The sequence below is a fragment of the Mucilaginibacter sp. genome (genome assembly GCF_028288225.1).
GTDB lineage: Bacteria > Bacteroidota > Bacteroidia > Sphingobacteriales > Sphingobacteriaceae > Mucilaginibacter.
In genome coordinates, this window is the sequence record NZ_JAQBOC010000096.1 from 1 (window position 1) to 24391 (window position 24391).

The following is a 24391-nucleotide window of genomic DNA, read 5'->3' on the forward strand; positions in this document are numbered from 1 at the left end:
TTATACTGTTTGGCTAAGGTACGCAAGCTTACTCCACCTGCAAAGTATTCTTCAATTACCTGTTTCCTGATTTCTTCGTAGTTCATCTGACATTCCTTTCTGTCAACCCTAATCAGGACGAGACACGATGTGCACGCAGGAAACGCGCGGAACAAGTGGAACAAGCCGTTTTTAACCAAAAATTGATTTTTATAGGTAAAAGGGCCTGAAATACCCCTCCTCCGCGCCGGCTTGTGGACGCGTGGAACAAGTGGAACAGGTGGAACAAGCCATTTGGAACTAAAAAAGGTTGAGTTTTAATAATTAACCCGGCCTGGTGTTTACACTTTGGAACAGGATAATTTATTTTGAATGGGGGATATTGTAAACTATGTGGATGGATTATAGTCTACCATACCCTGCTTCAAATGAATATTGAGGAGTGCCCAAATAATGAATGCAAACATGTATTTTGTGAGGTAGAAAAATAAGCATGAAAGAGGGGGAACGTAAAATTATTGATGTTACTTGTGCCTTAATTGTTGATAATAAACGCCAGTTGTTAGCCACTCAAAGAAGTGCCATAATGAGTTTGCCATTAAAATGGGAACTGCCCGGCGGCAAAATTGAGTCCGACGAAACACCTGAACAATGTTTAATTCGAGAGATTAAAGAAGAACTCAATATTGAGATCGAAATAATTAAGAGTCTTACTCCCAATATTCATAATTACCATTTTATAACTATTAAGCTTATTCCTTTCATTTGTAAATGTGTCAATGGAGAAATCGAGTTAAAAGAACATGCCGATTTTAAGTGGCTAAATACAAATGAATTATTAGATTTGGATTGGGCCGATGCGGATATACCTATCCTTAATAATTACCTAAACTACCTAAATGCAATTTGAACTAGGAATTTACGAGCAACTGATAACAAAGCTAATTGCCAACCGGTTAAGTTTATTAAATGGAGATAACTTTTTTATTAAAAGCACTATACTTGATAAAGAAGAAGCTTCAAGATATCTAAGTTTATACTTAGCTGAGACAATTAAATTTGCTTTAAATGAGATTAAAGATGAAGATAAAACTCATCATCAAGTTGAACTTTCTAATAAACTCATTCAAGTTTTAATTGATGAACTACCCAAATTAGGCCTCTCAAATAATTTAATAGATAATGAGGGGAAAATATTAGAGGCTGTTTTTTCAAGACTTGACTCTCCTTATGCCGATTTTAGTGAAAGACTTAAACAAATAACGCCGTACACCCGCTTAAGTCAGAGTGAGCTTTTTACTGGTAGTAATTCGGGCATTACTTTAGAAAGCGAAATCAAAAAAGAGATTCTTTCATCAGATGAAATTTGTTGGCTTGTTTCTTTCATAAAGTTTTCTGGCATCAGGATATTTAAAGAAGAGTTAGAAGAGTTTACAAACAGCGGAAGAAAGTTAAAGATTATAACAACTACTTATATGGGAGCAACAGATGTTAAAGCTGTCGAATTCCTGTCTAGCTTAAAAAACACAGAAATAAAAGTTTCCTATAATTCTGAGCATGAAAGACTACATGCAAAGGCGTATTTATTTTTAAGAAAAACAGGATTCAACACAGGATATATCGGTTCTTCTAATATTTCGAGATCAGCGTTAACAAATGGGTTAGAATGGAATTTAAAAGTTACATCAAAGGAGATTAGCCATATAATAGATAAATTCAAGAAAACCTTTGATACTTATTGGGTAGATAAAGATTTTGAAGTTTATGTGCAAGGTTCAGATAAACAAAAGTTAAACCAGGCTTTAAAGCAACACTCAAGTTATAAAGAGGGGATTACTACTTTCTTCGATTTAAAGCCTTTTCCTTATCAAGAAGAGATATTAGAGAAACTAAAATCGGAAAGATTAATACATAATAGGTATAAAAATTTAATTGTTGCGGCTACAGGAACAGGAAAAACAGTAATATCTTCTTTTGACTATAAGTACTTTAAAGATAAACAACCGAGAGCAAGATTATTATTTGTAGCTCACCGCAAAGAAATATTAGAACAAGCCCAAACCACATTCAAACATGTTTTAAGGAACGCAAATTTTGGTGAGCTTTGGGTGGATGGAGAAGAACCCGATAATTATGAATATGTGTTTGCTTCAGTTCAAACTCTTATTAATCGAATAAGTCAATTAACTCTTTCTGAGGATTTTTTTGATTTTATAATTATTGACGAAGTCCATCATATTGCGGCGTCAAGCTACAGGCCTATTCTTGAAAAATTCAAACCAAAAATATTACTAGGATTAACAGCAACCCCCGAGCGAGGTGATGGGGAGGATATTTTAAAAGATTTTTGTGGAGTAATTGCTGCTGAAATTAGATTACCTGAAGCATTAAATCGAAAATTACTTTCCCCATTTCAATATTTTGCCATATCGGATAATGTTGATTTATCTAAATTATCATGGAAAAACGGAAAATATGAAATTAATGAACTAACAAAACTTTATACGGAAGATGATCGTCGTGTAGGTGACATTTTAAATAACTGTGAAAAGTATCTAACTGATGTAAATGATGTTACTGCTCTTTGCTTTTGTGTTAGTCAGGAACATGCTCGCTATATGGCCGAGAAGTTTACTATTGTCGGATTAAAAGCTGATTATTTAACTAGTAATAATACTGGCGATAGAACGCAGCTAAGGGAAAAACTGCAGAACAAGGAAATCAATTATTTATTTGTGAGGGATATTTTTAATGAAGGAGTGGACATTCCCGAAATTGATACCGTTCTTTTCCTTAGACCCACGGAAAGTTTAACAATATTCCTTCAGCAGCTTGGAAGGGGTTTACGACTTGCACCAAATAAGGATTGTTTAACTGTTTTGGATTTTGTGGGGAATGCCCGACCTGAATATGATTTTGAGCATAAGTTTAGAGCGTTGGTAGGAAAGACTCATACGTCTATCATAAAAGAAATTGAAGATGAGTTTCCTCATTTACCTTTAGGATGCTCCATCATATTAGAAAAGAAAGCGAAAGAAATCATTCTGAAAAATATTGCTGCTGCAATAGGTTTCAATAGAAGGCAACTGATCATAAAAATTCAAAATTTTAAACACCAATCAACGGCCTCGCTTACGCTAAAAAACTTCATCGAATTTCAGCACATCGAATTACAATTGATTTACAAAAAGGATAGTTGGAAAAGACTTTGTGTTGAGGCTGGAATAATTAAGGATTTTTTCGAACCCAATGCGGATGAAATAACGAAAGGCATTAAACGATTACTTCAATGTACTTCACTAAGTTATTTGAAATTTATAAAATATCTAATCAAAAATAAATTGAACGTTAATGTTCAAATGGAAAAAGAAAGGCTTATGCTTTTGATGTTTCATTATGATATTTGGCAAAAGGACGGATTGAAAGCTGGTTTTAAGTCTATTAAAGAAAGCATGTTGCAACTTGCCAAAAATCCGACAATGATTGATGAGCTTGATGAGGTAATAACATATTTGATCGACAAGATTGATTTTGTTGAAAAGGACATTCAATTAGATTATCCATTTCCTTTAAAAGTGCATAGTCGTTATAATCGAGATCAGATCTTAGTGGCATTGCGCCTTCACGAGTTTGAAAAATCATCATCAAATCGTGAAGGTGTTGCTTTAAATAAATATTTAAATACAGAAGCACTATTTGTAACGCTTAAGAAATCAGAAAAAGAATATTCTCCAACAACACTGTATGATGACTATGCTATTAATGAATACTTATTTCATTGGCAATCACAGAATGCAACTTCTCCAGAATCTCAAAAAGGATTATCGTATATAAATCATGCGGATTTAAATAAACGGATATTGTTATTTGTAAGAGAGCAGAATGACGATGAATTTGGATTCACAATGTCGTATGTGTTTTTAGGCGAAGCAAACTTCATTAATTCAAATGGGGCAAAACCGATGAACGTTGAATGGAAATTAAATGAACCAATGCCTGCATACATTTGGAAAGAAAGTGGGAAGCTTGCAATTGGTTAATATAAGTTCACTTATATCCGATTGACAAATTATTTTGATGTTTCTACCCTGGCTATATGCCAAACATCAAATTCAACTACCTCTATCGCGATAGCGCCAACTATAAAAAGTATGGTTCCGTAATATTTTCCAATCCCGATAATATCGAGTTGTCTGAAATAGAAGCACTCATTCGGTCTAAGTTAATTTGGGGTGAATGGTTTTATGCAGAAGAATGGGGATTACCAGAATTATTTTTGGACACATTTGATTATAGGGTTGATCCTACTTGGCATGAGTTTGAGCATATAGAACATACAAATGAAATAGCAAATCAATCCATTACGATTAATAAATACCAAATAATTCTTAAATTCCCCTTTTAATTTAACCCTTATCACCATGAGCGAAAACACTTCCAACACATCCGCCACCCATCCTGAAAACCAAGAATCAATTAGTCCATTCCGCATAAACAGTAAGCCGCCTGTAGGGTCTGCTATGCTTTATGCCGGCGGAGCCAATATGACAATGGCCTTAGACGCGCATGGCTGAATGGTGTGCGATGGCCGTACACTCCGGGTGGTAGACTATCCCGTATTGTTCGCGCTAATTGGATATAATTACGGGGGCAGCGATGCAAATTTTATGACCCCGTTGCTTCCTGGCCCTTAACATTATGGTCATATCCATATTTGTATGCCAATTTACGAAGACTTATGTCTGTCGACAAGTATTCTAATATTAACTGCTGTTTTACCGTTTCTATTTTTACGAGTGAAATCTCCCTTGTGTCAACCCTAATCAGTACGACACATCGCATGTAAAAGTGGAACGCTTTTTTGGATGGTCATTGGTCATTAGGTCATTTTGAAGGGAGAGCTGTCCCTACGGAAACTTATACAATATCCCTAAAGCCAGTCCTTCCGTCCCCTGCACCCGCGAGGAGGTATTTTTGTCGTAAAGGAAAGTGCCGTTAATGGTAAAGGCAATAAGGCGGTTCACTTTTGTGCTCAGCACGGCATCAATACGGTGGCTGGTGTAGGCCAGGGCCTGCTGGTAGGGTATAAACAGGGCATAGCGTACATTCACGTGCGTACTTTTTGAAAGGTCCTTATCAAGCGTTGCTACTGCCTGGAAAGCCAGCTCATTAAGTATGGTTTTACCAATGGGCACGCCGTAGTTGGTGGGCTGGTTGTGGTAAATGGTGGTATCTAAAACAAAGGTCTGGCGGGCGGTACCGGTACCCAGCCTCAGGTCGAAATACTTGGTGGGCTTGTACTCAAAACCCACCGACTCGGTTAAATATCCCGGCGACATCAGGTTCGAGATCAGCTGGGAAACATCATTGCCTACAGAATCTGTAGTATAATTATACCCCTTGTCAAACTGCGACTCGAACGTTAACGACCCGAAAAACGACCAGTGCTTTGAAATTTGCGAGGCTATTTTGTTATCAAAAAAGATACGGTCGTTAGTCTTGCGCGATCCCTGGCCTTTATTTTTCGAGATGCCGTAAAGCAGGCTCAGCTCGGAGGTAAAATCAAACGGCGATTTATTATATTCAACCTTATAATCAAAGTTGCTTCCCAGGGCAATGGCGCTGATCCCCCCCGCACTGTAGTTACTGCTAAATGCCGACTGGTTAAAATTAAGTCCGAACAATACAGCCTTATGCCAGTAGCTCACCTTATAATCAAGCATGGTAACCGGAATTTGTTCCTGGTGGATCTGCAGCTCTCTAAAACGGAATGGCAGCGGGTTTTTGCCCGGCTCAATGCGGTATTTATTAAGCTGGTTGGTGTCAACTTTTAACGAATCGGTTTGTTGTGCTTTGGCCGAAATGGCAATACCAAATAAAAACAAGAAAAACAGTGTGGTACCGGTTTTAAACATAGTAGCGCATTTTAGCGGTAAAGCGTAAAGTAAAAGGCATAATGCGCTTTCGTTTACAGGCTTTAACAGTTAAGTCGCAAATTTATTATAATATAGCAATAATGTTATAATGACAGGTGATAAAAAGTTTAGGAGTTCACCATCTAACTGCCAACTCAAAACTGCCAACTGAACAAGGGCGTTCCCGCTGATAGAAGCGGGCGGGCTTTACACTCATACTCCTGCAGGCCTTAGGCGCAATTTTGCAAACCAGTAACCCGCTGCAAAATCACTGCCCACTGCAAACTATTAACTGCAAACTAAAAAGGGCCGGTATCCGTTGCAATCCCTAACGCAAAATGGAGGATAAGGAAGTGATGTCGGGGTAAGTAAATACTGGGAAATCGCTTTTAAAAAATAGCAGTACCAATAATTGGTAGAAAACGACGATAACTAAACGTCTGATTTTATTAGCATGTTTCATATCCTCTCCCGCTGGCCTTCGACCTGCGCTATTATATGTCGCCCTTTCCTTAATGTTTTGGTTCTACTACAACGCTAAAGGCCTGAAAGGTCGTAATACATTAGCGCAGGTCGAAGGCCTGCGTAATAAATGGCGGTAGAAATTCTAAAAGCGATTTCCTTGTGAGTAAACACCGCCGCGCATTTGCGTTAATATCGCGCGCAAATTTACCCACCCGGTCGACGCTGCGCTGGACCGCCCTCCCTTCGCTGCGCGGAAGGAGGGCCGGGGAAGCCGACCAGCGCTGGTCGGGTAAGTAAACCCACCACCATTCCTTGCAAATTATCCCCTGGTTGCCATTATATTTGTAAAGCTTGTAATACACATGGAAAACACCCCCGCTCAAACTCACCGTAAGATCATCCATATTGATATGGACGCATTTTACGCATCTGTTGAGCAGCGCGACAACCCCGAATATCGTGGTAAGCCATTAGTTGTAGGCGGCCCGCCCGAAGGCAGGGGTGGTGTGGTAGCTACAGCCAGCTATGAGGCCCGCAAGTTTGGCATCCGCTCGGCCATGTCATCAAAGCAGGCATTGCAGCTTTGTCCGCATGCGTTGTTTGTTCGCCCCAGGTTTGCCGCCTATAAAGAAGTCTCGCAAAAGATCCGCGAGATCTTCGGTCGCTACACCGATTTGATCGAACCGCTTTCGCTGGATGAAGCTTACCTGGATGTAACCAGCGATAAGCTCAACATCGGCTCGGCCATTGAGATAGCGCAGCAAATAAAACAGGCTATAAAAAATGAGCTGCAGCTAACCGCATCTGCCGGGGTATCCATTAATAAATTTGTAGCCAAAATAGCATCCGATATCAATAAGCCCGATGGTTTGAAATTTATCGGACCGTCGGCTATCGAAAGCTTTATGGAAAAGCTGCCTGTCGAGAAGTTTTTTGGCGTGGGCAAGGTAACCGCACAAAAAATGAAGAACATGGGCCTGCACACCGGCGATGATCTTAAAAAGCTCACCGAGGCCGAGCTTACCAAACATTTTGGCAAGGTCGGCAGGTTTTATTTTAACATAGTGCGTGGAATTGACAACCGCGAGGTGCAGCCCCATCGTGAAACAAAATCATTAGCCGCCGAAGACACCTTTGCCTATGATCTTACCACCATCGAAGAAATGGAGGCCGAGCTTGATAAGATCGCTATCACCGTTTGCAATCGCCTGCAAAACTATCAGCTAAAGGGCCGCACCATCACCCTGAAAATAAAATACAGCGATTTTAAACAGATCACCCGCAATCAGTCATTCCCCGCTGGCTTAAATGATCTTGAAACCATCAGCATTACAGCAAAAAAGCTGCTTGCCGCAACAGAACCGGAAGATAAGCGGGTCAGGCTGCTGGGCATTTCCCTCTCAAATTTTGCAGAAATAACTATAAAACAAAAAGAAGAAAAATCAACAGACCAGCTCAGGCTGTTCCCTTTTTAGGTAAAGCCGGTTTCGCTGGTCTGCGTTCTTATAAAGCTATAATCCTCAATAAAACTTCGGCAGCGGATTCAGCTTTACATTTTGCCTTTGGTGCCAGTATGGATAAATAGGATCTACCTCACTTGCGGCATCCAGTTTTTTCACCTGGTCGGTGGTAAGGTTCCAGCCTATGGCATCAAGGTTTTGTTTTAGCTGCTCTTCGTTGCGGGCGCCAATAATAACGTTAGCTACGGTTGGCCTTTGCAGCACCCAGTTAAGTGCTACCTGTGCAACTGATTTATTGGTTTCTCCGGCCACCTCATCCAGCGCATCCACAATGGTAAACAAACGCTCATAATCAGTTGCCGGGCCATGACTGCCGCCTTGTTGCGTGCGGTTATCCTTCGGAATAGGCTCCCCTCTGCGGAACCTGCCGCCTAATTGCCCTGAGGCCAGCGGGCTCCAAACAATAGTACTAACGTTCTGATCGATCCCCGCAGGCATCAGTTCCCATTCAAACTCGCGGTTAAGTAACGAGTAATAAGCCTGGTGTGCTATATATTTTGCCCAGCCATAACGCTCAGATGCCGAAAGCGATTTCATTAATGCCCAGCCCGAAAAGTTTGAGCAGGCAATGTAACGCACCTTTCCGCTGCTGATCATGTCGTCCAATGCCCGCAGGGTTTCTTCAACCGGCGTATTGCCGTCAAAGCCATGCATGTGGTAAATATCAACATGGTCGGTATTTAAGCGACGAAGACTGTCTTCTAATGAATTAATTAAATGGATGCGTGATGACCCAAAATCATTTGGCCCGTCGCCCATAGTGAAGGTTGCTTTGGTTGAGATAAGCACCTGGTTGCGCAAACCTTCCAGTGCCTTGCCTAATATTTCTTCAGACAAACCGCGCGAGTATACATTTGCTGTATCAAAAAAGTTAACCCCGGCATCAAGGCACAAGTTAACCATACGTTTTGCTTCGTCAAGCTGGGTTTCGCCCCATGCTTTAAAAAATTCATTTCCGCCGCCAAAGGTAGCCGTCCCGAAACTCAATACGGGCACCTGCAATCCCGATGCTCCCAATTGTCTGTATTCCATAGTACGATGTGTTATTTGCTGTAAAAAATCAAAGGTAAAGGCAAGGAATTGAAAAGTATGTCAGGGAAGTTTCAAGAAAAGTCCGGAAGCCGGGAAAGACGGTGAAGTCCGCAGGTTGGGAAAGACGGTAAAGTCCGGAAGTAGCTGCATTTCAAAAATTAAGACTTATTACCGATAAATTATTATCCATGCCCAGCCTCTAAATTCAAAAAAAATCATCAACTCATCATCCAAAAAATCTGCACATTTGCATATCAGCAATTTGCACATCAACAAAAATGTCATTATCCGATTTTTTCACACCTATCGATCAAAAAAAAGTTGTCCCTGCAAAAGGGTATTATACCAGTCAGTTAGGCAGCAAGATCGAATATTTTGGCGTTGATTTTCCGTCATTTGGAGATAAAACAGACATAGCCATCATCGGCGTACAGGAAGACCGCAATGCCGTCAACAATTCCGGCTGTTCATTGGGCCCTGATTATGTGCGTGAGAAGCTATATCGCCTTAATGAAGGCAATTATAACACAAAGATCGTCGACTTAGGAAATATCCGCCAGGGTGCTACCATTACCGATACTTATATCGCCCTAAAAACAGTAGTGAGCGAACTGGTTAAAAAGGACATCATCCCCGTTATAATAGGCGGCGGCCAGGACCTTACCTATGCCCAATACCTGGCTTACGAGGACCTGGAGCAAAAGGTTGACCTGGTGATTGTAGATTCGCATTTTGATTTGGATGACGATAACATTACCACATCCGAAAGTATTGAAACCACATCAGAATCCTATCTCAATAAAATATTTTTACACGAGCCCAATTACCTGTTTAATTACAGTAACCTGGGCTATCAAACCTATTTTGCAAGTCAGGATAGTTTGAGGGTGATGGAAAAGCTTTATTTTGATGTGCACAGGCTTGGCGAACTAAGCGGCAATGTGGCCGTCGCCGAGCCCATTATCCGCAATGCCAGCATGATCAGCTTTGACATGAGTGCCATCCGGTCATCAGACGCCGCAGGAAATGCCAATGCAACACCTAATGGGTTTTACGGCGAAGAGGCCTGCCAGATAGCGCGTTATGCCGGTTTTAATGACAAGCTGAGCTCTATCGGCTTTTACGAGTTCAACCCTGCGTATGACAATAACGGGCAAACCGCAACCCTGCTTGCCCAAATGATCTGGTATTTTATGGATGGGTTTTATAACCGGAAACGTGATTTCCCGCTTAACCCGAAATCACAATATCTTATTTATAAAACCAGTTTAAAGCATGATGAGCATGAAGTGGTGTTTGTGAAAAGTAAAAAATCCGATCGCTGGTGGATGCAGGTGCCCTATCCTGCAGGCGGATCAAAGAACGAGCGCTTTCACCTGGTGCCCTGCCAATATGACGACTATAAGACCGCAGTATCCGGCGAAATGCCCGATCTTTGGTGGCGCACTTATCAAAAATTAAACTAAGCAGCATAATTCAAACCGTATTTTAACGTTAACACAGCTTACACGCTGACAAACAGATGAAGAAAATATTTCTTTTTATGATAACACTTTTGCCTTATATGGCAATGGCGCAAACACCGGAAACCTTTTTAATAAGAAGCAAGATTGGTAATTTGGGGGCACCGGCAAGGGCTTACCTTATATACAAGGCTGGTGCTAACCAGGTGATAGATTCTGCAATTATAACTGCGGGAAACTTCGATTTTAGCGGGCAGATCCTGAACCCCAGCAATGCTGTTTTGGTTATTGACCATAAAGGTGTAGGCTTTGAAAAGCTGGATAGTACCGCTGATGTTTTGAACTTTTATATCGATAAAGGCGAGTTTGCATTGAGCAGCCCTGATTCGGCCTCAAAAGCGAAGATAACCGGGTCGAAAATAAATGACGACGACAAAAACTTCAAAACACTATTAAACCCGGTAAAAGACAAGGCCCAAAAACTGGCTGCACAAAGAAACGCAGCTACAGGTGCTCAAAACACACCTGAATTTAGAAGCGCCATGCAGGAAAAGTATAAAGCTTTGCAGGCTGAACAAAAAACCATTATCAAAAAATTTATATTAGGAAACCCGGATAGTTATCTGAGCCTGATGGCCCTTTATTCAGTTGATGGCCCGTCGCCGGATCCGTTTGAGCTTGATACGCTTTTTAATTCACTATCGCCAGGTTTAAAAAACACCGAAACGGCCAAAATTTTTAAGAACTCGCTTGAAACCTTAAAGCATACTGCTCTGGGCACAATGGCGCCTGATTTCACACAAAATGATGTGAATGGTGTGCCGGTTAAGCTCTCTTCTTTCAGGGGTAAATATGTTTTAATTGATTTTTGGGCATCATGGTGCGGCCCATGCCGTGAGGAAAACCCAAATGTAGTGAAGGTTTATAATAAGTATAAGGAAAAAAACTTCACCATCATTGGCGTATCGCTTGACAAACAAAGTGGCCGGGCCGATTGGCTTGCCGCCATAAAAAATGATGGCTTGAACTGGACTCAGGTGTCTGACCTTAAATTCTGGAGCAACCAGGCTGCCGCTTTGTATTATGTATCATCAATTCCCGCAAACTTCCTGATTGACCCCAACGGAAAAATAATCGCAAAAAACCTGCGTGGCGACGATTTAGAAAATAAACTAAAAGAGGTGTTAGGGAAATAATATATCAATTCTACACGTCGCAGGGCAATACCCTGCACTGATGGGTGTCGCCCCTTCCTTTGGATTTTCCATTTTTCCTGACCCTGAAAGCGTCTAATATGACAGCGCAGGGAAACGCCCTGCGATATAATAATTTGCCACCCCATCAAATTCTGATTTTTTTGATGCCTATCCTATATCAATCACAAATAATATTTTTTAAGTTTACTGTTCAAATTAAAAAGTAACTGATGAAAAAGATTGTTTTAATAGCGCTGGCAAGTTTACCGGCACTTGCTTTTGCCCAAACAGGGAAATATACGGTGCAGGGCACTATAAGTGCTTTAAATGCTCCTGCCAAAATATACCTGCAATTTCGCCAGGCCGGCAAAACACTTACGGATTCAGTTACCCTAAAGGAAGGCAAGTTTCAATTTACCGGTAATGTAGGCACTACGCCTATAATGGCATACCTGGAACTTAACAAAAAAGGAACAGGCCCCGGTTATAAGGATTATAAAGGAATATACCTTGAAAAGGGAACCATTAATGTGAACAGTAAAGATACCCTGGCAAGTGCAACGGTTGATGGTACCAAAACAAACCGGGAAGATGCCAGCTACGCCCTTGCTCATAAACCGGTTGATGATGCGTATGCCGCGCTGGAGGCAAAGCGGAAAGCTGCTTCTGATGATGTAAAAAAATCAGATGCGTTTATTAAAGAAAACTCCAATGCCGAAAAAGCAATTGATGCTCAGGATGTCCAAATAAATAAAAAATTTATACAAGACAATCCGGACTCTTTTATCAGCCTTAATGCATTGGAAAGTTTTGCTTACGGTGCTGACTATGTTGATATCGCCCCTTTATTTAATGGCTTATCACCAGCTATAAAAGCATCAGAATCTGGAAAGCAATTTGCTGAACGGCTCCCTAAATTAAAAGCAGTTGCCCTTGGGGCAACTGCACCGGAGTTTGCCGAGGTAGATACGGCAGGCAAAATGGTTAGCCTTTCATCGTTTAGAGGCAAATATGTTTTAATTGATTTTTGGGCATCATGGTGCGGCCCCTGCCGCCAGGAGAACCCAAATGTGGTAAGAGCGTTCAATCACTATAAGGGTCAAAAATTCACCATCGTAGGGGTATCGTTAGACAGGCCCGGGGCAAAAGATAAATGGTTAAAAGCGATCCATAATGACGGCTTAGCCTGGACTCAGCTATCAGACCTGAAATTCTGGGACAGCAAAGCAGCCGGTTTATACGCTGTGCGAGGCATTCCTCAAAACTTTTTACTTGATCCTGATGGAAAGATCATCGGCAAAAACCTGAGAGGCGAAGATCTTGAAAATAAATTAGAAGAAATTTTCGGGAAGATATAATGTTAGTTGATTGAGTTAGATTAGGGTGATTAAGTTAAGTGGTTTTTGATCCGGTTATAACTTAATCAACCACTCTCTCAATCAACTTAATCAACTAACTTTTACAACAAATCAAATCCAATATCTTTCCTAAAATACATGCCATCATAATAAATGCGGCTTGCATCGGCAGTGGCTTGTTGCAGGGCATCAAATAAATTATCCTGTAATGATGTTATGGCCAAAACCCTGCCGCCTGATGTTTTAATGTTCTCGCCATCAAGATAGGTACCTGCATGAAATACCTGCGAATCGCGCACATTTTCAATGCCGGTTATGGTTTTATCCTTTAAATATTCGCCGGGATAACCGCCGGCAACCATAACAACTGTAGCGGCAACTTTGCCGGATATAATTAGTTCTTTTTCATCCAGGTTTCCTTCGGCAACACCCTGCAGCAGATCAACCAGGTCTGATTCTATGCGCATTATCACACTCTCGGTTTCCGGGTCGCCCATACGGCAATTGTATTCTATCATATACGGATCGCCGCCGCAATTCATCAGCCCAATAAAAATAAAGCCTTTATAAGGAATGCCCTCTTGCTTTAAGCCATTAATAGTTGGTATAATAATACGCTGTTCCACCTTCTGCAAAAATTCCTCACTTGCAAATGGAACCGGCGAAACAGAACCCATGCCGCCTGTATTTAAACCGGTATCGCCCTCGCCAATGCGCTTATAATCTTTTGCCGATGGTAAAATTTTGTAGTTATTGCCATCGCTAAGCACAAAAACTGACAGCTCAATGCCCTGCAAAAATTGTTCGACTACTACTTTCGAGCTGGCTTCGCCAAATTTAGCATCGGTTAGCATCTCTATTAATTCCTGCTGCGCCTCAACAACTGTAAGGCATATCAATACGCCTTTTCCGGCGGCAAGGCCGTCGGCCTTTAATACTATAGGTAAGCCTATGGTTGCCAGGTATTCAAAACCTTCCTGCATGGTATCACGGGTAAAGGTTTTGGATGCCGCTGCGGGGATATTATTACGCACCATAAACTGTTTTGAAAAATCCTTGCTTCCCTCAAGTTGCGCACCTTCGCGTTGCGGACCAATTACCGGGACATCCTTCAGCTGTTCATCCGCCAGGAAAAAATCGTGGATCCCTTTAACAAGCGGCTCTTCGGGACCAACCAAAACCAGGTCGACCTTGTTAATTAAAACAGCCTGTTTAATCCCTTCAAAGTCGTTTACTTTAACATTCAGGTTGGTGCCATACTGACCAGTACCGGCATTGCCGGGTGCTATGAAAAGCTGTCCGCATTTTGGGCTTTGAGATAATTTCCAGGCGAAGGCGCTTTCCCTTCCGCCCGAACCGAGGATCAGGATATTCATGAGGGCAAAGATAATCTTTTTAGAGATTAGAGGCCAGAGATCGGAGGTTAGTTATTTTTCTATCAATTGTTCTTTATAATTTCCAATAGCTATATTCGTGTTTCGAAGTTTAGCGATCACTGAAAAGTTTATCAAAGGATTATTAACCAATCTCTGATCTCTGGCCTCTAATCTCTATCTCCCATGTCACGCCGATTAGATAAATACGAAAAACTGCCGGTATATCAGAAGGCACAGGAATTATATGATCTTGCAGGGGTAATTGCCGATGCGCTGAAAGAGGACGATATGAAAGAACACCTGGCAGCCCAGATGTTTAGCAATGCTGCGCTGATACAGGCCAAAATAGCAGGTGCTGAAGGTGGCGGCTTATACACTTTACGAATGCAAAATGCTGTTTTAATAAAGCTGGCTACACAGGATATGTTTAATGCCATATCATTTGCATCAATGGTTGAAATTAATGAAGAGGATTATGTAGACCTGATGCGCGACAAAATTGAGGAGTTCAGGCTTATTTTTAATGAATGGGTAAGGGGCTTTGATAAAACTTATGACATTCCCGATAACTGGGCCATCCGCTTTGATACCAGCACACCCGAACAGGAAAAGCTGGAAGAGCTGATGTTTGATGAAGACCGCTTTTTTGATGACTTTGATGATGACGGGATTGATGAAGACGATGAGGGACCGGAGGAGAAGGAGTAGGCAGTTGTAAGTTGGCAGCAGGTAGTTTTCCTATAATTTAAGGGAGGTTTGCATTTCCTAACCATGAACGATGAACCATGAACTAAAACACAACAACACTCCCGCCATCATCTCCGTATAAAGAAAGTAGCTTCATTATAAGGCGTGGTATTTAAATAAAATTAAAAGATTATGGTTGCTGAGCCAGTACAAACTAAACCAAATTACAAGGGTATCAAATCAATCGACAAGCGGACGAACCTGTCGCATGAGGAATTTATAAACGAATATGTTAGTAAATCGCTCCCTGTAGTGCTTACCGATGCTGCAAAGAATTGGAAGGCAATGGGAAAGTTAACCCCTAAATTTTTTAAGAAAAACTATCCGCATATTACAAAAACCATTAATGGAATTACCTATAAAATGGACGATTTTATAGACCATATGTTAGTTTCAACAGCCGAAAACAAGGCGCCATATCCATATAATTTTGATGTTGAAAAAGTTTTTCCTGAATTGATGGCTGATTTTTTACCCGAAATAATTTATGGCACCCTTGACAGGATAAATCATCCCTTAATGCCGCGTAAATTGCTGAAGGGCACTACTGTTTACGAAATATTTTTAGGGGGTAACGGCTGTAGCTTTCCTTTTCTGCATTATGATGCATTATTTATGCATACGCAGATAACCCAGGTTTACGGCTCAAAAACATTTATCATGTACCCGCCTGATCAAACGCCGAACATGTACCCTTTTGAAGACAACCCTAAATTTTCGCAGGTGAATTTTCATGATCCTGATTATGAAAAGTTCCCGCTTTATAAAGAAGCACAATCAATAGAGATCACAATAGAAGAAGGTGAAACCATTTTGTTCCCGTCAGGTTGGTGGCATACTACCCGCATCACTGAGCCCTGTATTTCATTGGGCCGGGCACAGCTAAACTCCCACAACTGGGATAATTTTATAAACGACCGCTATATTAACTGGAAGAAAAAGATCTCATACGCTGCTGCGCCTGTTTTAGCTTACGGTAAAATAGTTGGCAGTATTATGAACGCGCAAGACCGCTGATCACGTCATAAAATATAGGGAATCCTTTAATCAAGCGGGTAATCATGGGTCAAAATCTCCATTAAAATAAAATTTCTTACTTTTGCGCCATGGAAATTCTACCCCATGATCTCCAAACATACCTTGATGAGCATTGCGAACCGGAGCCGGAAGCATTGCAGAACATCAACAGGGAAACTTACCTGAAGGTACTGCGGCCGCATATGTTATCGGGCCATTACCAGGGGCGGGTGCTTAGTTTTCTGAGCAAAATGATTCAGCCAAAACGCATCCTGGAGGTGGGCACTTTCACCGGTTATGCAACTATTTGCCTTGCCGAGGGATTAACGGAAGATGGCATTATCCACACCATTGAAGTGAACCGCGAGCTGGAGCCAATGCTGAACTCACACTTTAATTCAACAAATGTTGGCAAAAAAATAAAACTGCATTTTGGCGACGCTACGGCAATAATTCCTGATTTGGACGTTAATAATTGGGATTTGGTGTTTATTGACGCTGATAAAAAGAATAATTATACATATTTTCAACTTGTATTTGACAAGGTAAGAGCAGGAGGATTAATAATAATTGATAATGTTTTGTGGAAAGGAAAGGTGTATGGCGAAGAAAATGACGCCGACACAGAGATGATCCGCAAACTAAATGACCTGGTTTCCATAGACAGCCGTGTAGAGAAAATGATTCTGCCCGTGCGTGATGGATTACTGATCATCAGAAAAAAGTAAATTATGAAGAAACTCGTACTGGTTACAATTTTGCTGGCCTCAACCCTTTTGGCTTCAGCACAAAAAAACACCGCAAGATCATATATTGAACAATTTAAGGACGATGCAATAAAAATAATGCATCAAACAGGTGTGCCGGCAAGTATAGTATTAGGTGTTGCTATGCACGAGTCAGGTTGTGGAAACAGCACGCTGGCGCAGAACCTAAATAACCAATTTGGTGTAAAGGGTGGCGGCGGCGCAGTTTTTTACAAGCATAATAAAAAGGTAAGATCAAAATATAAACGCTATCAGTCGGTATATGATTCTTTCCAGGATTTTGCCCGCATTATGACCGAGCGTAGCGAATTTAGCGGCCTTGCCGATAAGTTTACCCATTTTGATTATACCGGATGGGCACATGGCATCCAAAAACATGGCTATGCCAGCAGTCATAAATGGTCGGCACAGGTATTGGGCTTAATTAAAAAGTACCAGCTTTACAACTTTGATGAGAACCCGGCAGAGCAGCAAAGCACTGCTAATCAGGATCAAATAGCACAAAATAATTAAAAAAGTAGCTAAATCTCACCCAATTACGAAACTTCCGGGGCGAAACCTGCGTTATAGGTCATAATACTGGCAAAGAGCTCTTTGACCGGGGGATATTGATTTATATTGATATGAGGAAATTCGTATACTTATTTGTGGGGATGATTTTTGTTACCGGATGCTCGGCCCGCAAAGGATCCGTTTCAAACAGGCTGGCGCACAAAAACAACAAGAGCGTTCAAAAATCCAATAGTGCAGGCATCGCTGATTATACACCCATTACTTCTTTACAATATATTGACCGGTATAAGGCCATAGCCATACAAGAAATGAATTTGTACGGCATCCCCGCAAGCATAACCCTTGCACAAGGCCTTTTTGAATCCGGCAGCGGCAATGGCGAGCTGGCCCGGGTAGCCAATAATCACTTTGGCATAAAAACCAGTCCTTCGTGGCAGGGAAAGGTTTATTACAAGGATGATGACAACGTAAACGATAGCTTCAGGGTATATGATAAGGCTGAAGACTCATTCAGGGATCACTCCGTATTTTTGCAAAAGAAGAATTATACCCATTTGTTTGAGCTGGACAAAAACGATTACCAGGGCTGGGCTTACGGACTAAAAAAGGCCGGATATGCTACTAATCCAAAGTACCCGCAGCTGCTGATAGGCATCATTCAAAAATACAATCTTAACCAGTATGACAGCCCGGAAGTTGAGGTCGCTAAAATAAAAAGGGTTGACCGCGTATTTACGCAAATTGACAAAAAAGAAGATAAGGCCGCAAAGGACTCTATACCAAGCCTGCCTATTGATAAAACATACACCATAAAACCCGGCGATACACTATATAATATATCCAAACGTTTTGGAATAACTGTTGACAGCCTGAAGGCGCTAAACAAGATTGGCGATAATAATGTCAAAATTGGCCAAAAAATTGTAGTGACCCATTAATGTTGTTAATTTTTGTTAAAGTATGCTTATGATTAAGCGAAAGCCGTAGTTTAGTGTTGCAATGAAATGGGGTTTGGTGTTATGTTTTTTGTTTTTAACGGTTAAGTGTTTTTCGCAGGATAAAACAGTTGCGGGTATTGTGTTTGATAAAGAAAGCAAAGACCGTGTAGCAACAGTAAATATCCGCAATATTACCACGGGTGCTTATGCATACGACAATTTAAAAGGCGAATTCAAGATAGCGGCCCAGCCCGGCGATCAGCTTGTTTTTTCGAAGCTGGAATACCACTCCGATACCGTCAAAATTCAGAGCAATGCTCCTCTTGCTATTTATATGGAGCGCCTTGCTATCCAGCTAAGCGAAGTTACGGTTCATGATACGGTGCTTAGTCCGCTTATGCGTTTACACGCCACCCAGCAGGAATTTAATAAGGCATATGGCTCATTGGCCTATAGCGATTTTTTAACCACCCCGTCGAGCGGCGGGGCTGGCTTAAGTATTGATGCCCTGTGGAATGCTTTTAGCAGGGAGGGTCGCAATGCCGAAAAGCTAAGAAACACCATAGAGCATGATTACGAACAAAACAGCATCGATTTTCGCTTTAACCGCACCTATGTGGGTCTTATTACCGGCTTAAAAGATGAAAAGCTTACCGCATTTATGTTCAGGTATCGCCCGGGCTATTATACCACAAAAACCGCAAGCGAGTATGAGTTTGTGGCAATGATAAGGGCCAATCTCCGCCGTTATCTGCGTAACCAACGCTCCTATACATTACCGGCATTGGTAACACCGCCGGTAGTAAATTAAAAGCTTCTAAACCCCCACTTTATTGGGGCTACACGAGGACTGTTTGAGATGGAGGGCAGCATCTGCGATGCAAAAATGCGGGCGTGTTGTGTTTCTACAAAGGGGTTGACCCGATGGGTCATTGAACTGGGTTGTTACAAAATAAGTAGCCGGTACCCCCCAATACTAAAACTGCTGCAAATAACTGATCTTAGCAATAATATGGTCCTCCGTTTGCGGCTGTACTGTAAAGTTATTGGCTACGCCAGCCACGCCCCGGTTATATATCAAATAAACATATGATAAAGGCAGGAACTCCCACGAGAGCCTGATGTTATAATTATCCTCTTTATTCAGAGAATTTTTTTGGTAGATGCCTGTTAGTTGCACACGCGGGTTAAGCGCAAAGCGGCCCTGTAAAATATACAGGTTAACCGATTCTGTTGTTTTTTGCTCACCCACACCTTCAAAATGATTGCGGTTAAATTCGCCGGTTATAGAAATGTTGGGGATAGGCGCAAACTGCAGCTTCCAGTCGCCCGAGCTGATGCGGCCATTAAAATAGGTGCCGGTTTTATAGTCCATCACCAGGTTTAAAATCTTTGACGGGTCGGTGCTCAGGTACACTTCATGCATCAGGTAATTATAATCGCCGGGGGCTATGCTGATATTCAGCGGTTGAAAAACATCCGTTAAATGCTGGCGGATAGGCGTTACACTGTATCCAAAAAACGCACCGCTTTGAAAATTTAGCCAGATGGGCCATACCGGGAGATCCATCTCGGCAAATTTACCGGTTGATGCCGTATAATAAAGCTCAGGCAGAAAACCCGGCTCAAACGCACGCAGGATGCTTTTAAACGGCAGCAGGTTCCCGCGGTAATAATAGTTCATGCCGGGAGTTGTGCCGATAATATCCTTACGGGATACAAAGCCCAGCTGCGGGTCAAAATCTTTGGTGATGACAGATTCCGTCCACCAGATCTTATAATGATTTGATGACCTAATAAATTGCATAACGCCGCCAAAACCCTTTTTACCGGTATTGGTAGTAACAGATTGTGTAAGGATAGCATTAAGCGAGTTTGATGCGCCCAGCCGGAAAAAACCGTCCACCGTAGTTTCAACGTTGGAGCCGCCGGGCTGGTTTTTAACGCTCACCAGCGCACCGATCCGGTTCTGACTGCCAAGATTTTCAGAAACGCGTCCCACAAAAAAGTTGGTGCCGGGCAAGTCATTGTCACTGCCCTGCCGCATAACAATAGCGCCATAATTAAGGTTTGATGACCGGTACACAAAGCGCCCGCCACCCACTATGGGGATAGGATTGCCATTATCATCCAACCCAATATTACGACTAAAGAATGGCTGGTACCGCATGGTGCCACCCGAGCCATCCGTTGCCTGGTTTACACCAAACCCAAACAGGGAAGCATTTTCCAGGAAGAACTGCCGCTTTTCAGGAAAGAAAACCGAAAATCGCGTAATGTTATTTACCTGCAGGTCGGCATCAGCCTGGGCAAAATCGGTATGGGCGGTAAGGTCAAGAATGGAGTTGGGGTTAATGGCCCATTTCAGGTCGCCGCCGACTTTAAAATGGGTGCTTTGCGCCTTTACTGCAGGCCCGAAATTGCTGTAATGATCATATGATGTTAAAACATAAGGTTGCAACCGGATATTTGTAGTGGGCGGGGGCGGCTGTAAATTGGTAAGCTCACCGGCATAATCCATGTGTGTGGCACTAAACACCCGCGGGAATGGTGAAAAAGCGCTGATCTCGTTAGTGAGCCTGCGGTTACGATAAATGTTGAACCCCCAGCTTTGCAGCGTGTCTGTTTTTTTAGGATAACGCAGCGTTTTCCAGGGGATGGCAATCTCCGCCACCCAGCCCGAATCCGTACGCGAGGTGCGTACCTCCCAAAGGCCGTCCCAATCTATATCATAATACAAGTCGTCAAAAGCCAGCAGGTCGCGCTGCACACCATAGGCATTGGTAGCAAAAGCCATGGCATTCCTTTTATCATTAAAAGCATCAAACGAGAGGCTCACCAAATCATGCTTGGTAAAGTCAAAATCACGGATAAAATCCGTAGCCCGGATAGCCTTTTTACCAAGCGGATCCTTAGAGATGATGCCGAAGTATAAATATTTTTGATTGTACAGCACCTTCACCTGTGTTTCGTAAGAAGGCGCTTTTCCCTGGTAAGGCTCAATTTGAATAAATTGCGGCGAAAGCTGTGCCAGGTTCCATTCCTGCTCATTGAGCAGGCCGTCGATATTTAAGGTGGTTAAAATTTTAGTAGCCTTTAGCTTCCTGCGTACTGAATCAGGTTTAAAAAAATCAGCATCCTGCGCAAAAGCACATACGGAGGGTATAAAAAACAAGACAAACAATAACTTTTTAATCATGGTTTAATTGGCAAGGCAGGGGCAAATAAAAGTATAAAAAAATCAGGTATTTGCAATGATGTTGAGCTGATAGTGGGTGAATTTATGGTAGCCGATAGATAAAGCTCCATTTTCTTAGCTTACATCAGTTGGCTAAAGCCAATGACTGAAACAAATAGCGTGAAAAATTCAATGTGAAACTGTCTCAAAGTAAAATCATAAGGAACTCAACCAAATTAAGTTTTGGACAATAAAAAACTCCGTGTTATTCTGCGGCCTCTTTGCAGACTTTGCGGTTAAAATAAATCGCAGAAACGGAGATTTATTGGATACTATAGCTACAAAACAAAAATATCGAATGATGAAGGTCTTTTTTTCTTCATCATTCGATATTGGGGTGTTCGATATTCGATATTGATTTTTCTATCAGTTCCGTGCTGGCTGTGGTTTTGGCAGCTCTTTGCGCGGGATCATTTCATCGCGTTGCGATGTATTGTAAACAAATGATGCTACAATGGTTGCAGCCTGTTTCAAATCATCTTCGCTCAGCTTGTCATAGGTATCCTGGTTGCTGTGGTGTGTGCGTGAACCATAGTCAAGCGCATCCTGGATAAACTGGAAGCCAGGGATGCCAACAGCATCAAACGATACGTGATCGGTGCTGCCGGTGTTGCTGATGGTAATAGTAGTAGCGCCAAGGTCTTTGAAAGGCTCCAGCCATGCTTTAAATATCGGGCCGGCAAGTGAGTCGCCCTGTAAATAAATGCCGCGTAATTTACCGCTGCCATTATCAAGGTTATAATAAGCAGAAACTTTTGATTGCTCCGGCTTTAATTCCATTGTTTTTGGATCGCCAAAGTGATTAACAACATAACCGCGCGAGCCAAATAAGCCCTGCTCTTCTGAGCTCCAAAGTGCTATGCGGATGGTGCGGCGCGGCTGAAAATTAACCGCTTTTAAAATGCGCATTACTTCAAGCATTACAGCACTTCCTGCTGCATTATCTGTAGCGCCGGTAGCTCCGTGCCATGAATCAAGGTGACCGCCAACCATCACAATTTGTTCTTTCAACTTTTTATCAGTACCGGGGATCTCGCCTACTACATCATAACCCTGCAGATCATCAGTAAAAAATTGCGTTTTAATATCGGCCTCAACACTTACTTTAATACCGCCTTTTACCAGGCGCAAAATGCGTTGAAAATCCTCACCGCTGGTTTCCAGCTCAGGCGATACGGCTTTTGCAGTATCGGCATATGATGCGCCGTTTGTTGTAAATACGGTGCCATCGCTGCCCCGCGCCTGGGTTAATACCAGGCCAACACTTTCGCCCTGTAAAAAGGTATTGATTACGGTACGCAAAGCACGCGCTTTTTGCATTGCCGCAAACTGTGGTGAGTTAGGGCCTCCGCGGCGCTGGCCACCGGCTGCCTGCGGTTTTGCTTTCGCCATTTCATCAAGTTGTTCATCAGTATAACGAACGCCATCAGCTTTAAAGGTTCTTTCAATACCAGGTTTGGTATCAAATATTACAATTTTACCTTTTAGGGTACCTTTGTATTTGTCAAGGTCAGTAACGGTATCGGCTTTTACCAAAACCACATCCCCTTTTATTGCACCATTCGTGCCGGGTGTCCATGCTTTAGGAATAGCTATAAGGGCGTGGTAGTAAGGCACGGTCATGGCTACATAGTTTTTCTGAACTTCCCAGCCTTTGCCAAATTTACCCCATGCTTCACGCTTTGCATTTGCCATGCCCCATGTTTTCAGCTCGTTTACGGCCCAGTCCTGCGCACGTTTTAAACCCGGCGAACCAGATAAACGCGGACCGGAAGCATCAGTTAAATGAAAAGCAATATCCATTACTTTTGAATGGTTAAGGCCTTCTTCGCGGATCTTTTGAACCATCGCCGGGTCTGGTGTGTCCTGGGCAAATGCGGAGCCCGTGGTTGCTGCCAATAGCAGGCAGGAGTAAAGTAATTTTATTTTCATACGATCAGTTTTTAACTATTAAAGATTACAGGTTATACTTTAACCATTAATAGCTCAGTTAATAATGTTGTCAGTTCAAAACAAACTTATTTATTAAAAACTGTAAAACTTAAAATGCGCTTTAACAAAGTTGTTACAAGTGATAATTAATTTGAAGTATATTTGAATAATGAGTGCCATTAAGAATGACTGGTCTGCTTTTAACGCCAAGGCGGCGGTTGAAGCCGAAAAAACTCAGCCTGGCTATTATAAGACATTAGCTTGGCAGGAAAGGATGATTATTGCCAATTATCTGAACAGCATTAAGTACGACTATCCGGAAAATGACCCGCCCAGGATGGATAAGACTTATTTTAAAGCCAGAAGTATGGCTGAAATCAATAAGGAAACGGACGGGGAAACAGAATTATAAATACCATAGCAATGTTAAAATCAGCCGTACCTATTTTAGCCTCACTTGATGAAGAAGAAACAAAAACGTTTTACACTGAAAAGTTGGGTTTTACCTTTCATTCCAGCTGGGAGGGCTATCTTATTTTAGGCCGTGATGAAATAAACGTGCATTTGTGGCCATGCAGCGACCCCGAAATTGCTAAAAACACCGGTTGCTACATTAATGTAAACGAGGTTGATAAATTATATGCCGAATTTGAACCCCTGGGAGTTGTTCATCCCAACGGAAAATTGCAGGAAATGCCCTGGGGAATGAAACAGTTCAGCATTTTAGATAACAATGGCAATATTCTCCATTTTGGCGAAGATATAGCGGACGCAGAGTAAGAAGCAAGAGGCAAGGTCAGGAGCCAGGAAAACTCTAAAACTTACGAAGTTTAACTCGTTTTGTTGGTTTTTCAATGGCCTCGTTGAGGGCTGCGCCGTTTGAAAACTTCGGAAGTTTATCTACAGGTTCTTTCCTGATTCTGTCTCCTTAATTA

At 42.0% G+C, this 24391-nt stretch carries 22 protein-coding genes; 17 read left to right on the plus strand and 5 right to left on the minus strand.

The features are described 5' to 3' along the window. Positions 1-472: 472 nt before the first annotated feature. The 5 genes from JWQ54_RS28770 to JWQ54_RS29285 are packed head-to-tail and all read left to right on the plus strand — an operon-like array spanning position 473 to position 4673. Positions 473-889, plus strand: a complete 417-nt coding sequence (locus tag JWQ54_RS28770; RefSeq protein ID WP_299591521.1) for a (deoxy)nucleoside triphosphate pyrophosphohydrolase — start codon at positions 473-475, stop codon at positions 887-889. Beyond that, positions 879-4019, plus strand: coding sequence for a DEAD/DEAH box helicase (locus JWQ54_RS28775; RefSeq protein ID WP_299591523.1), 3141 nt, complete (start codon positions 879-881; stop codon positions 4017-4019). The genes JWQ54_RS28770 and JWQ54_RS28775 overlap by 11 nt, the downstream gene beginning before the upstream one ends. A gap of 56 nt (positions 4020-4075) precedes the next feature. After that, positions 4076-4384 (plus strand): hypothetical protein, encoded by a 309-nt coding sequence (locus JWQ54_RS28780; protein WP_299591525.1) that lies wholly within the window; start codon positions 4076-4078, stop codon positions 4382-4384. 16 nt (positions 4385-4400) lie between these two features. Further along, entirely contained in the window at positions 4401-4553 is a 153-nt protein-coding gene (locus tag JWQ54_RS28785) for a hypothetical protein (protein WP_299591527.1), read from the plus strand. Beyond that, positions 4554-4673, plus strand: a complete 120-nt coding sequence (locus JWQ54_RS29285) for a phage tail protein (protein ID WP_367187153.1) — start codon at positions 4554-4556, stop codon at positions 4671-4673. Between the two features lie 213 nt (positions 4674-4886). On the opposite strand, the gene JWQ54_RS28790 is transcribed toward JWQ54_RS29285, so the two are convergent. Then, on the minus strand, positions 4887-5894 hold the full coding sequence (locus JWQ54_RS28790) for a DUF3078 domain-containing protein (RefSeq protein ID WP_299591529.1): 1008 nt from the start codon (positions 5892-5894) through the stop codon (positions 4887-4889). Positions 5895-6721: 827 nt separating this feature from the next. Here JWQ54_RS28790 and dinB point away from each other — a divergent pair. Beyond that, positions 6722-7834 carry a DNA polymerase IV gene (gene dinB, locus JWQ54_RS28795; RefSeq protein ID WP_299591532.1) on the plus strand — a complete coding sequence of 371 codons (1113 nt, stop codon included), beginning with the start codon at positions 6722-6724 and terminating at the stop codon, positions 7832-7834. 45 nt (positions 7835-7879) lie between these two features. Here the strand turns inward: dinB and JWQ54_RS28800 are convergent, their stop codons facing one another. After that, positions 7880-8911: an aldo/keto reductase gene (locus JWQ54_RS28800; protein ID WP_299591534.1), complete on the minus strand. Its 1032-nt coding sequence runs from the start codon at positions 8909-8911 to the stop codon at positions 7880-7882. Between the two features lie 278 nt (positions 8912-9189). On the opposite strand from JWQ54_RS28800, the gene JWQ54_RS28805 reads away from it, so the two are divergent. From JWQ54_RS28805 to JWQ54_RS28815, 3 genes are all read left to right on the plus strand, one after another. After that, a complete protein-coding gene (locus JWQ54_RS28805; protein ID WP_299591536.1) occupies positions 9190-10377 on the plus strand; it encodes a formimidoylglutamase in 1188 nt (395 codons plus the stop codon). 56 nt (positions 10378-10433) lie between these two features. Next, positions 10434-11570 (plus strand): TlpA disulfide reductase family protein, encoded by a 1137-nt coding sequence (locus JWQ54_RS28810; RefSeq protein WP_299591538.1) that lies wholly within the window; start codon positions 10434-10436, stop codon positions 11568-11570. Positions 11571-11800: 230 nt separating this feature from the next. Then, positions 11801-12928: a TlpA disulfide reductase family protein gene (locus JWQ54_RS28815; protein WP_299591540.1), complete on the plus strand. Its 1128-nt coding sequence runs from the start codon at positions 11801-11803 to the stop codon at positions 12926-12928. Positions 12929-13029: 101 nt separating this feature from the next. Here the strand turns inward: JWQ54_RS28815 and purD are convergent, their stop codons facing one another. Continuing rightward, positions 13030-14304, minus strand: a complete 1275-nt coding sequence (gene purD / locus JWQ54_RS28820; RefSeq protein WP_299591542.1) for a phosphoribosylamine--glycine ligase — start codon at positions 14302-14304, stop codon at positions 13030-13032. A gap of 183 nt (positions 14305-14487) precedes the next feature. Between purD and JWQ54_RS28825 the strand changes: the two genes are divergently transcribed. The 6 genes from JWQ54_RS28825 (at position 14488) to JWQ54_RS28850 (ending at position 19097) form a co-directional block, all read left to right on the plus strand. Continuing rightward, complete coding sequence (locus JWQ54_RS28825; protein ID WP_299591544.1) at positions 14488-15012, plus strand: hypothetical protein; 525 nt, start codon at positions 14488-14490, stop codon at positions 15010-15012. Between the two features lie 171 nt (positions 15013-15183). Then, positions 15184-16068: a cupin-like domain-containing protein gene (locus tag JWQ54_RS28830; protein ID WP_299591546.1), complete on the plus strand. Its 885-nt coding sequence runs from the start codon at positions 15184-15186 to the stop codon at positions 16066-16068. An 89-nt stretch (positions 16069-16157) separates the two neighbouring features. After that, positions 16158-16796: an O-methyltransferase gene (locus tag JWQ54_RS28835; RefSeq protein WP_299591548.1), complete on the plus strand. Its 639-nt coding sequence runs from the start codon at positions 16158-16160 to the stop codon at positions 16794-16796. 3 nt (positions 16797-16799) lie between these two features. Then, positions 16800-17348 (plus strand): glucosaminidase domain-containing protein, encoded by a 549-nt coding sequence (locus JWQ54_RS28840; RefSeq protein WP_299591550.1) that lies wholly within the window; start codon positions 16800-16802, stop codon positions 17346-17348. Between the two features lie 110 nt (positions 17349-17458). Further along, positions 17459-18286, plus strand: a complete 828-nt coding sequence (locus JWQ54_RS28845) for a glucosaminidase domain-containing protein (protein ID WP_299591552.1) — start codon at positions 17459-17461, stop codon at positions 18284-18286. A gap of 61 nt (positions 18287-18347) precedes the next feature. After that, on the plus strand, positions 18348-19097 hold the full coding sequence (locus JWQ54_RS28850; RefSeq protein ID WP_299591554.1) for a carboxypeptidase-like regulatory domain-containing protein: 750 nt from the start codon (positions 18348-18350) through the stop codon (positions 19095-19097). A gap of 165 nt (positions 19098-19262) precedes the next feature. Here the strand turns inward: JWQ54_RS28850 and JWQ54_RS28855 are convergent, their stop codons facing one another. Together JWQ54_RS28855 and JWQ54_RS28860 are read right to left on the minus strand one after the other, a co-directional pair. Next, complete coding sequence (locus JWQ54_RS28855) at positions 19263-21485, minus strand: DUF5916 domain-containing protein (RefSeq protein WP_299591556.1); 2223 nt, start codon at positions 21483-21485, stop codon at positions 19263-19265. A gap of 405 nt (positions 21486-21890) precedes the next feature. Beyond that, on the minus strand, positions 21891-23456 hold the full coding sequence (locus tag JWQ54_RS28860) for a M20/M25/M40 family metallo-hydrolase (protein ID WP_299591558.1): 1566 nt from the start codon (positions 23454-23456) through the stop codon (positions 21891-21893). A gap of 169 nt (positions 23457-23625) precedes the next feature. Here JWQ54_RS28860 and JWQ54_RS28865 point away from each other — a divergent pair, with 169 nt between their 5' ends. After that, positions 23626-23868: a hypothetical protein gene (locus tag JWQ54_RS28865; protein ID WP_299591560.1), complete on the plus strand. Its 243-nt coding sequence runs from the start codon at positions 23626-23628 to the stop codon at positions 23866-23868. Between the two features lie 11 nt (positions 23869-23879). Continuing rightward, on the plus strand, positions 23880-24236 hold the full coding sequence (locus JWQ54_RS28870) for a VOC family protein (protein WP_299591562.1): 357 nt from the start codon (positions 23880-23882) through the stop codon (positions 24234-24236). The last annotated feature ends 155 nt before the right edge of the window (positions 24237-24391 follow it).

Bases quoted from the DNA above. Each gene is read 5' to 3' on its own strand.
- JWQ54_RS28815 (WP_299591540.1), top strand. From the start codon at position 11,801: ATGAAAAAGATTGTTTTAATAGCGCTGGCAAGTTTACCGGCACTTGCT.
- JWQ54_RS28850 (WP_299591554.1), top strand. From the start codon at position 18,348: ATGAAATGGGGTTTGGTGTTATGTTTTTTGTTTTTAACGGTTAAGTGT.
- JWQ54_RS28785 (WP_299591527.1), top strand. From the start codon at position 4,401: ATGAGCGAAAACACTTCCAACACATCCGCCACCCATCCTGAAAACCAA.
- JWQ54_RS29285 (WP_367187153.1), top strand. From the start codon at position 4,554: ATGGTGTGCGATGGCCGTACACTCCGGGTGGTAGACTATCCCGTATTG.
- purD (WP_299591542.1), bottom strand. From the start codon at position 14,304: ATGAATATCCTGATCCTCGGTTCGGGCGGAAGGGAAAGCGCCTTCGCC.
- JWQ54_RS28855 (WP_299591556.1), bottom strand. From the start codon at position 21,485: ATGATTAAAAAGTTATTGTTTGTCTTGTTTTTTATACCCTCCGTATGT.
- JWQ54_RS28860 (WP_299591558.1), bottom strand. From the start codon at position 23,456: ATGAAAATAAAATTACTTTACTCCTGCCTGCTATTGGCAGCAACCACG.
- JWQ54_RS28865 (WP_299591560.1), top strand. From the start codon at position 23,626: ATGAGTGCCATTAAGAATGACTGGTCTGCTTTTAACGCCAAGGCGGCG.
- JWQ54_RS28790 (WP_299591529.1), bottom strand. From the start codon at position 5,894: ATGTTTAAAACCGGTACCACACTGTTTTTCTTGTTTTTATTTGGTATT.
- JWQ54_RS28830 (WP_299591546.1), top strand. From the start codon at position 15,184: ATGGTTGCTGAGCCAGTACAAACTAAACCAAATTACAAGGGTATCAAA.
- JWQ54_RS28805 (WP_299591536.1), top strand. From the start codon at position 9,190: ATGTCATTATCCGATTTTTTCACACCTATCGATCAAAAAAAAGTTGTC.
- JWQ54_RS28800 (WP_299591534.1), bottom strand. From the start codon at position 8,911: ATGGAATACAGACAATTGGGAGCATCGGGATTGCAGGTGCCCGTATTG.
- JWQ54_RS28770 (WP_299591521.1), top strand. From the start codon at position 473: ATGAAAGAGGGGGAACGTAAAATTATTGATGTTACTTGTGCCTTAATT.
- JWQ54_RS28835 (WP_299591548.1), top strand. From the start codon at position 16,158: ATGGAAATTCTACCCCATGATCTCCAAACATACCTTGATGAGCATTGC.
- JWQ54_RS28840 (WP_299591550.1), top strand. From the start codon at position 16,800: ATGAAGAAACTCGTACTGGTTACAATTTTGCTGGCCTCAACCCTTTTG.
- JWQ54_RS28775 (WP_299591523.1), top strand. From the start codon at position 879: ATGCAATTTGAACTAGGAATTTACGAGCAACTGATAACAAAGCTAATT.
- dinB (WP_299591532.1), top strand. From the start codon at position 6,722: ATGGAAAACACCCCCGCTCAAACTCACCGTAAGATCATCCATATTGAT.
- JWQ54_RS28810 (WP_299591538.1), top strand. From the start codon at position 10,434: ATGAAGAAAATATTTCTTTTTATGATAACACTTTTGCCTTATATGGCA.
- JWQ54_RS28845 (WP_299591552.1), top strand. From the start codon at position 17,459: ATGAGGAAATTCGTATACTTATTTGTGGGGATGATTTTTGTTACCGGA.
- JWQ54_RS28825 (WP_299591544.1), top strand. From the start codon at position 14,488: ATGTCACGCCGATTAGATAAATACGAAAAACTGCCGGTATATCAGAAG.
- JWQ54_RS28870 (WP_299591562.1), top strand. From the start codon at position 23,880: ATGTTAAAATCAGCCGTACCTATTTTAGCCTCACTTGATGAAGAAGAA.
- JWQ54_RS28780 (WP_299591525.1), top strand. From the start codon at position 4,076: ATGCCAAACATCAAATTCAACTACCTCTATCGCGATAGCGCCAACTAT.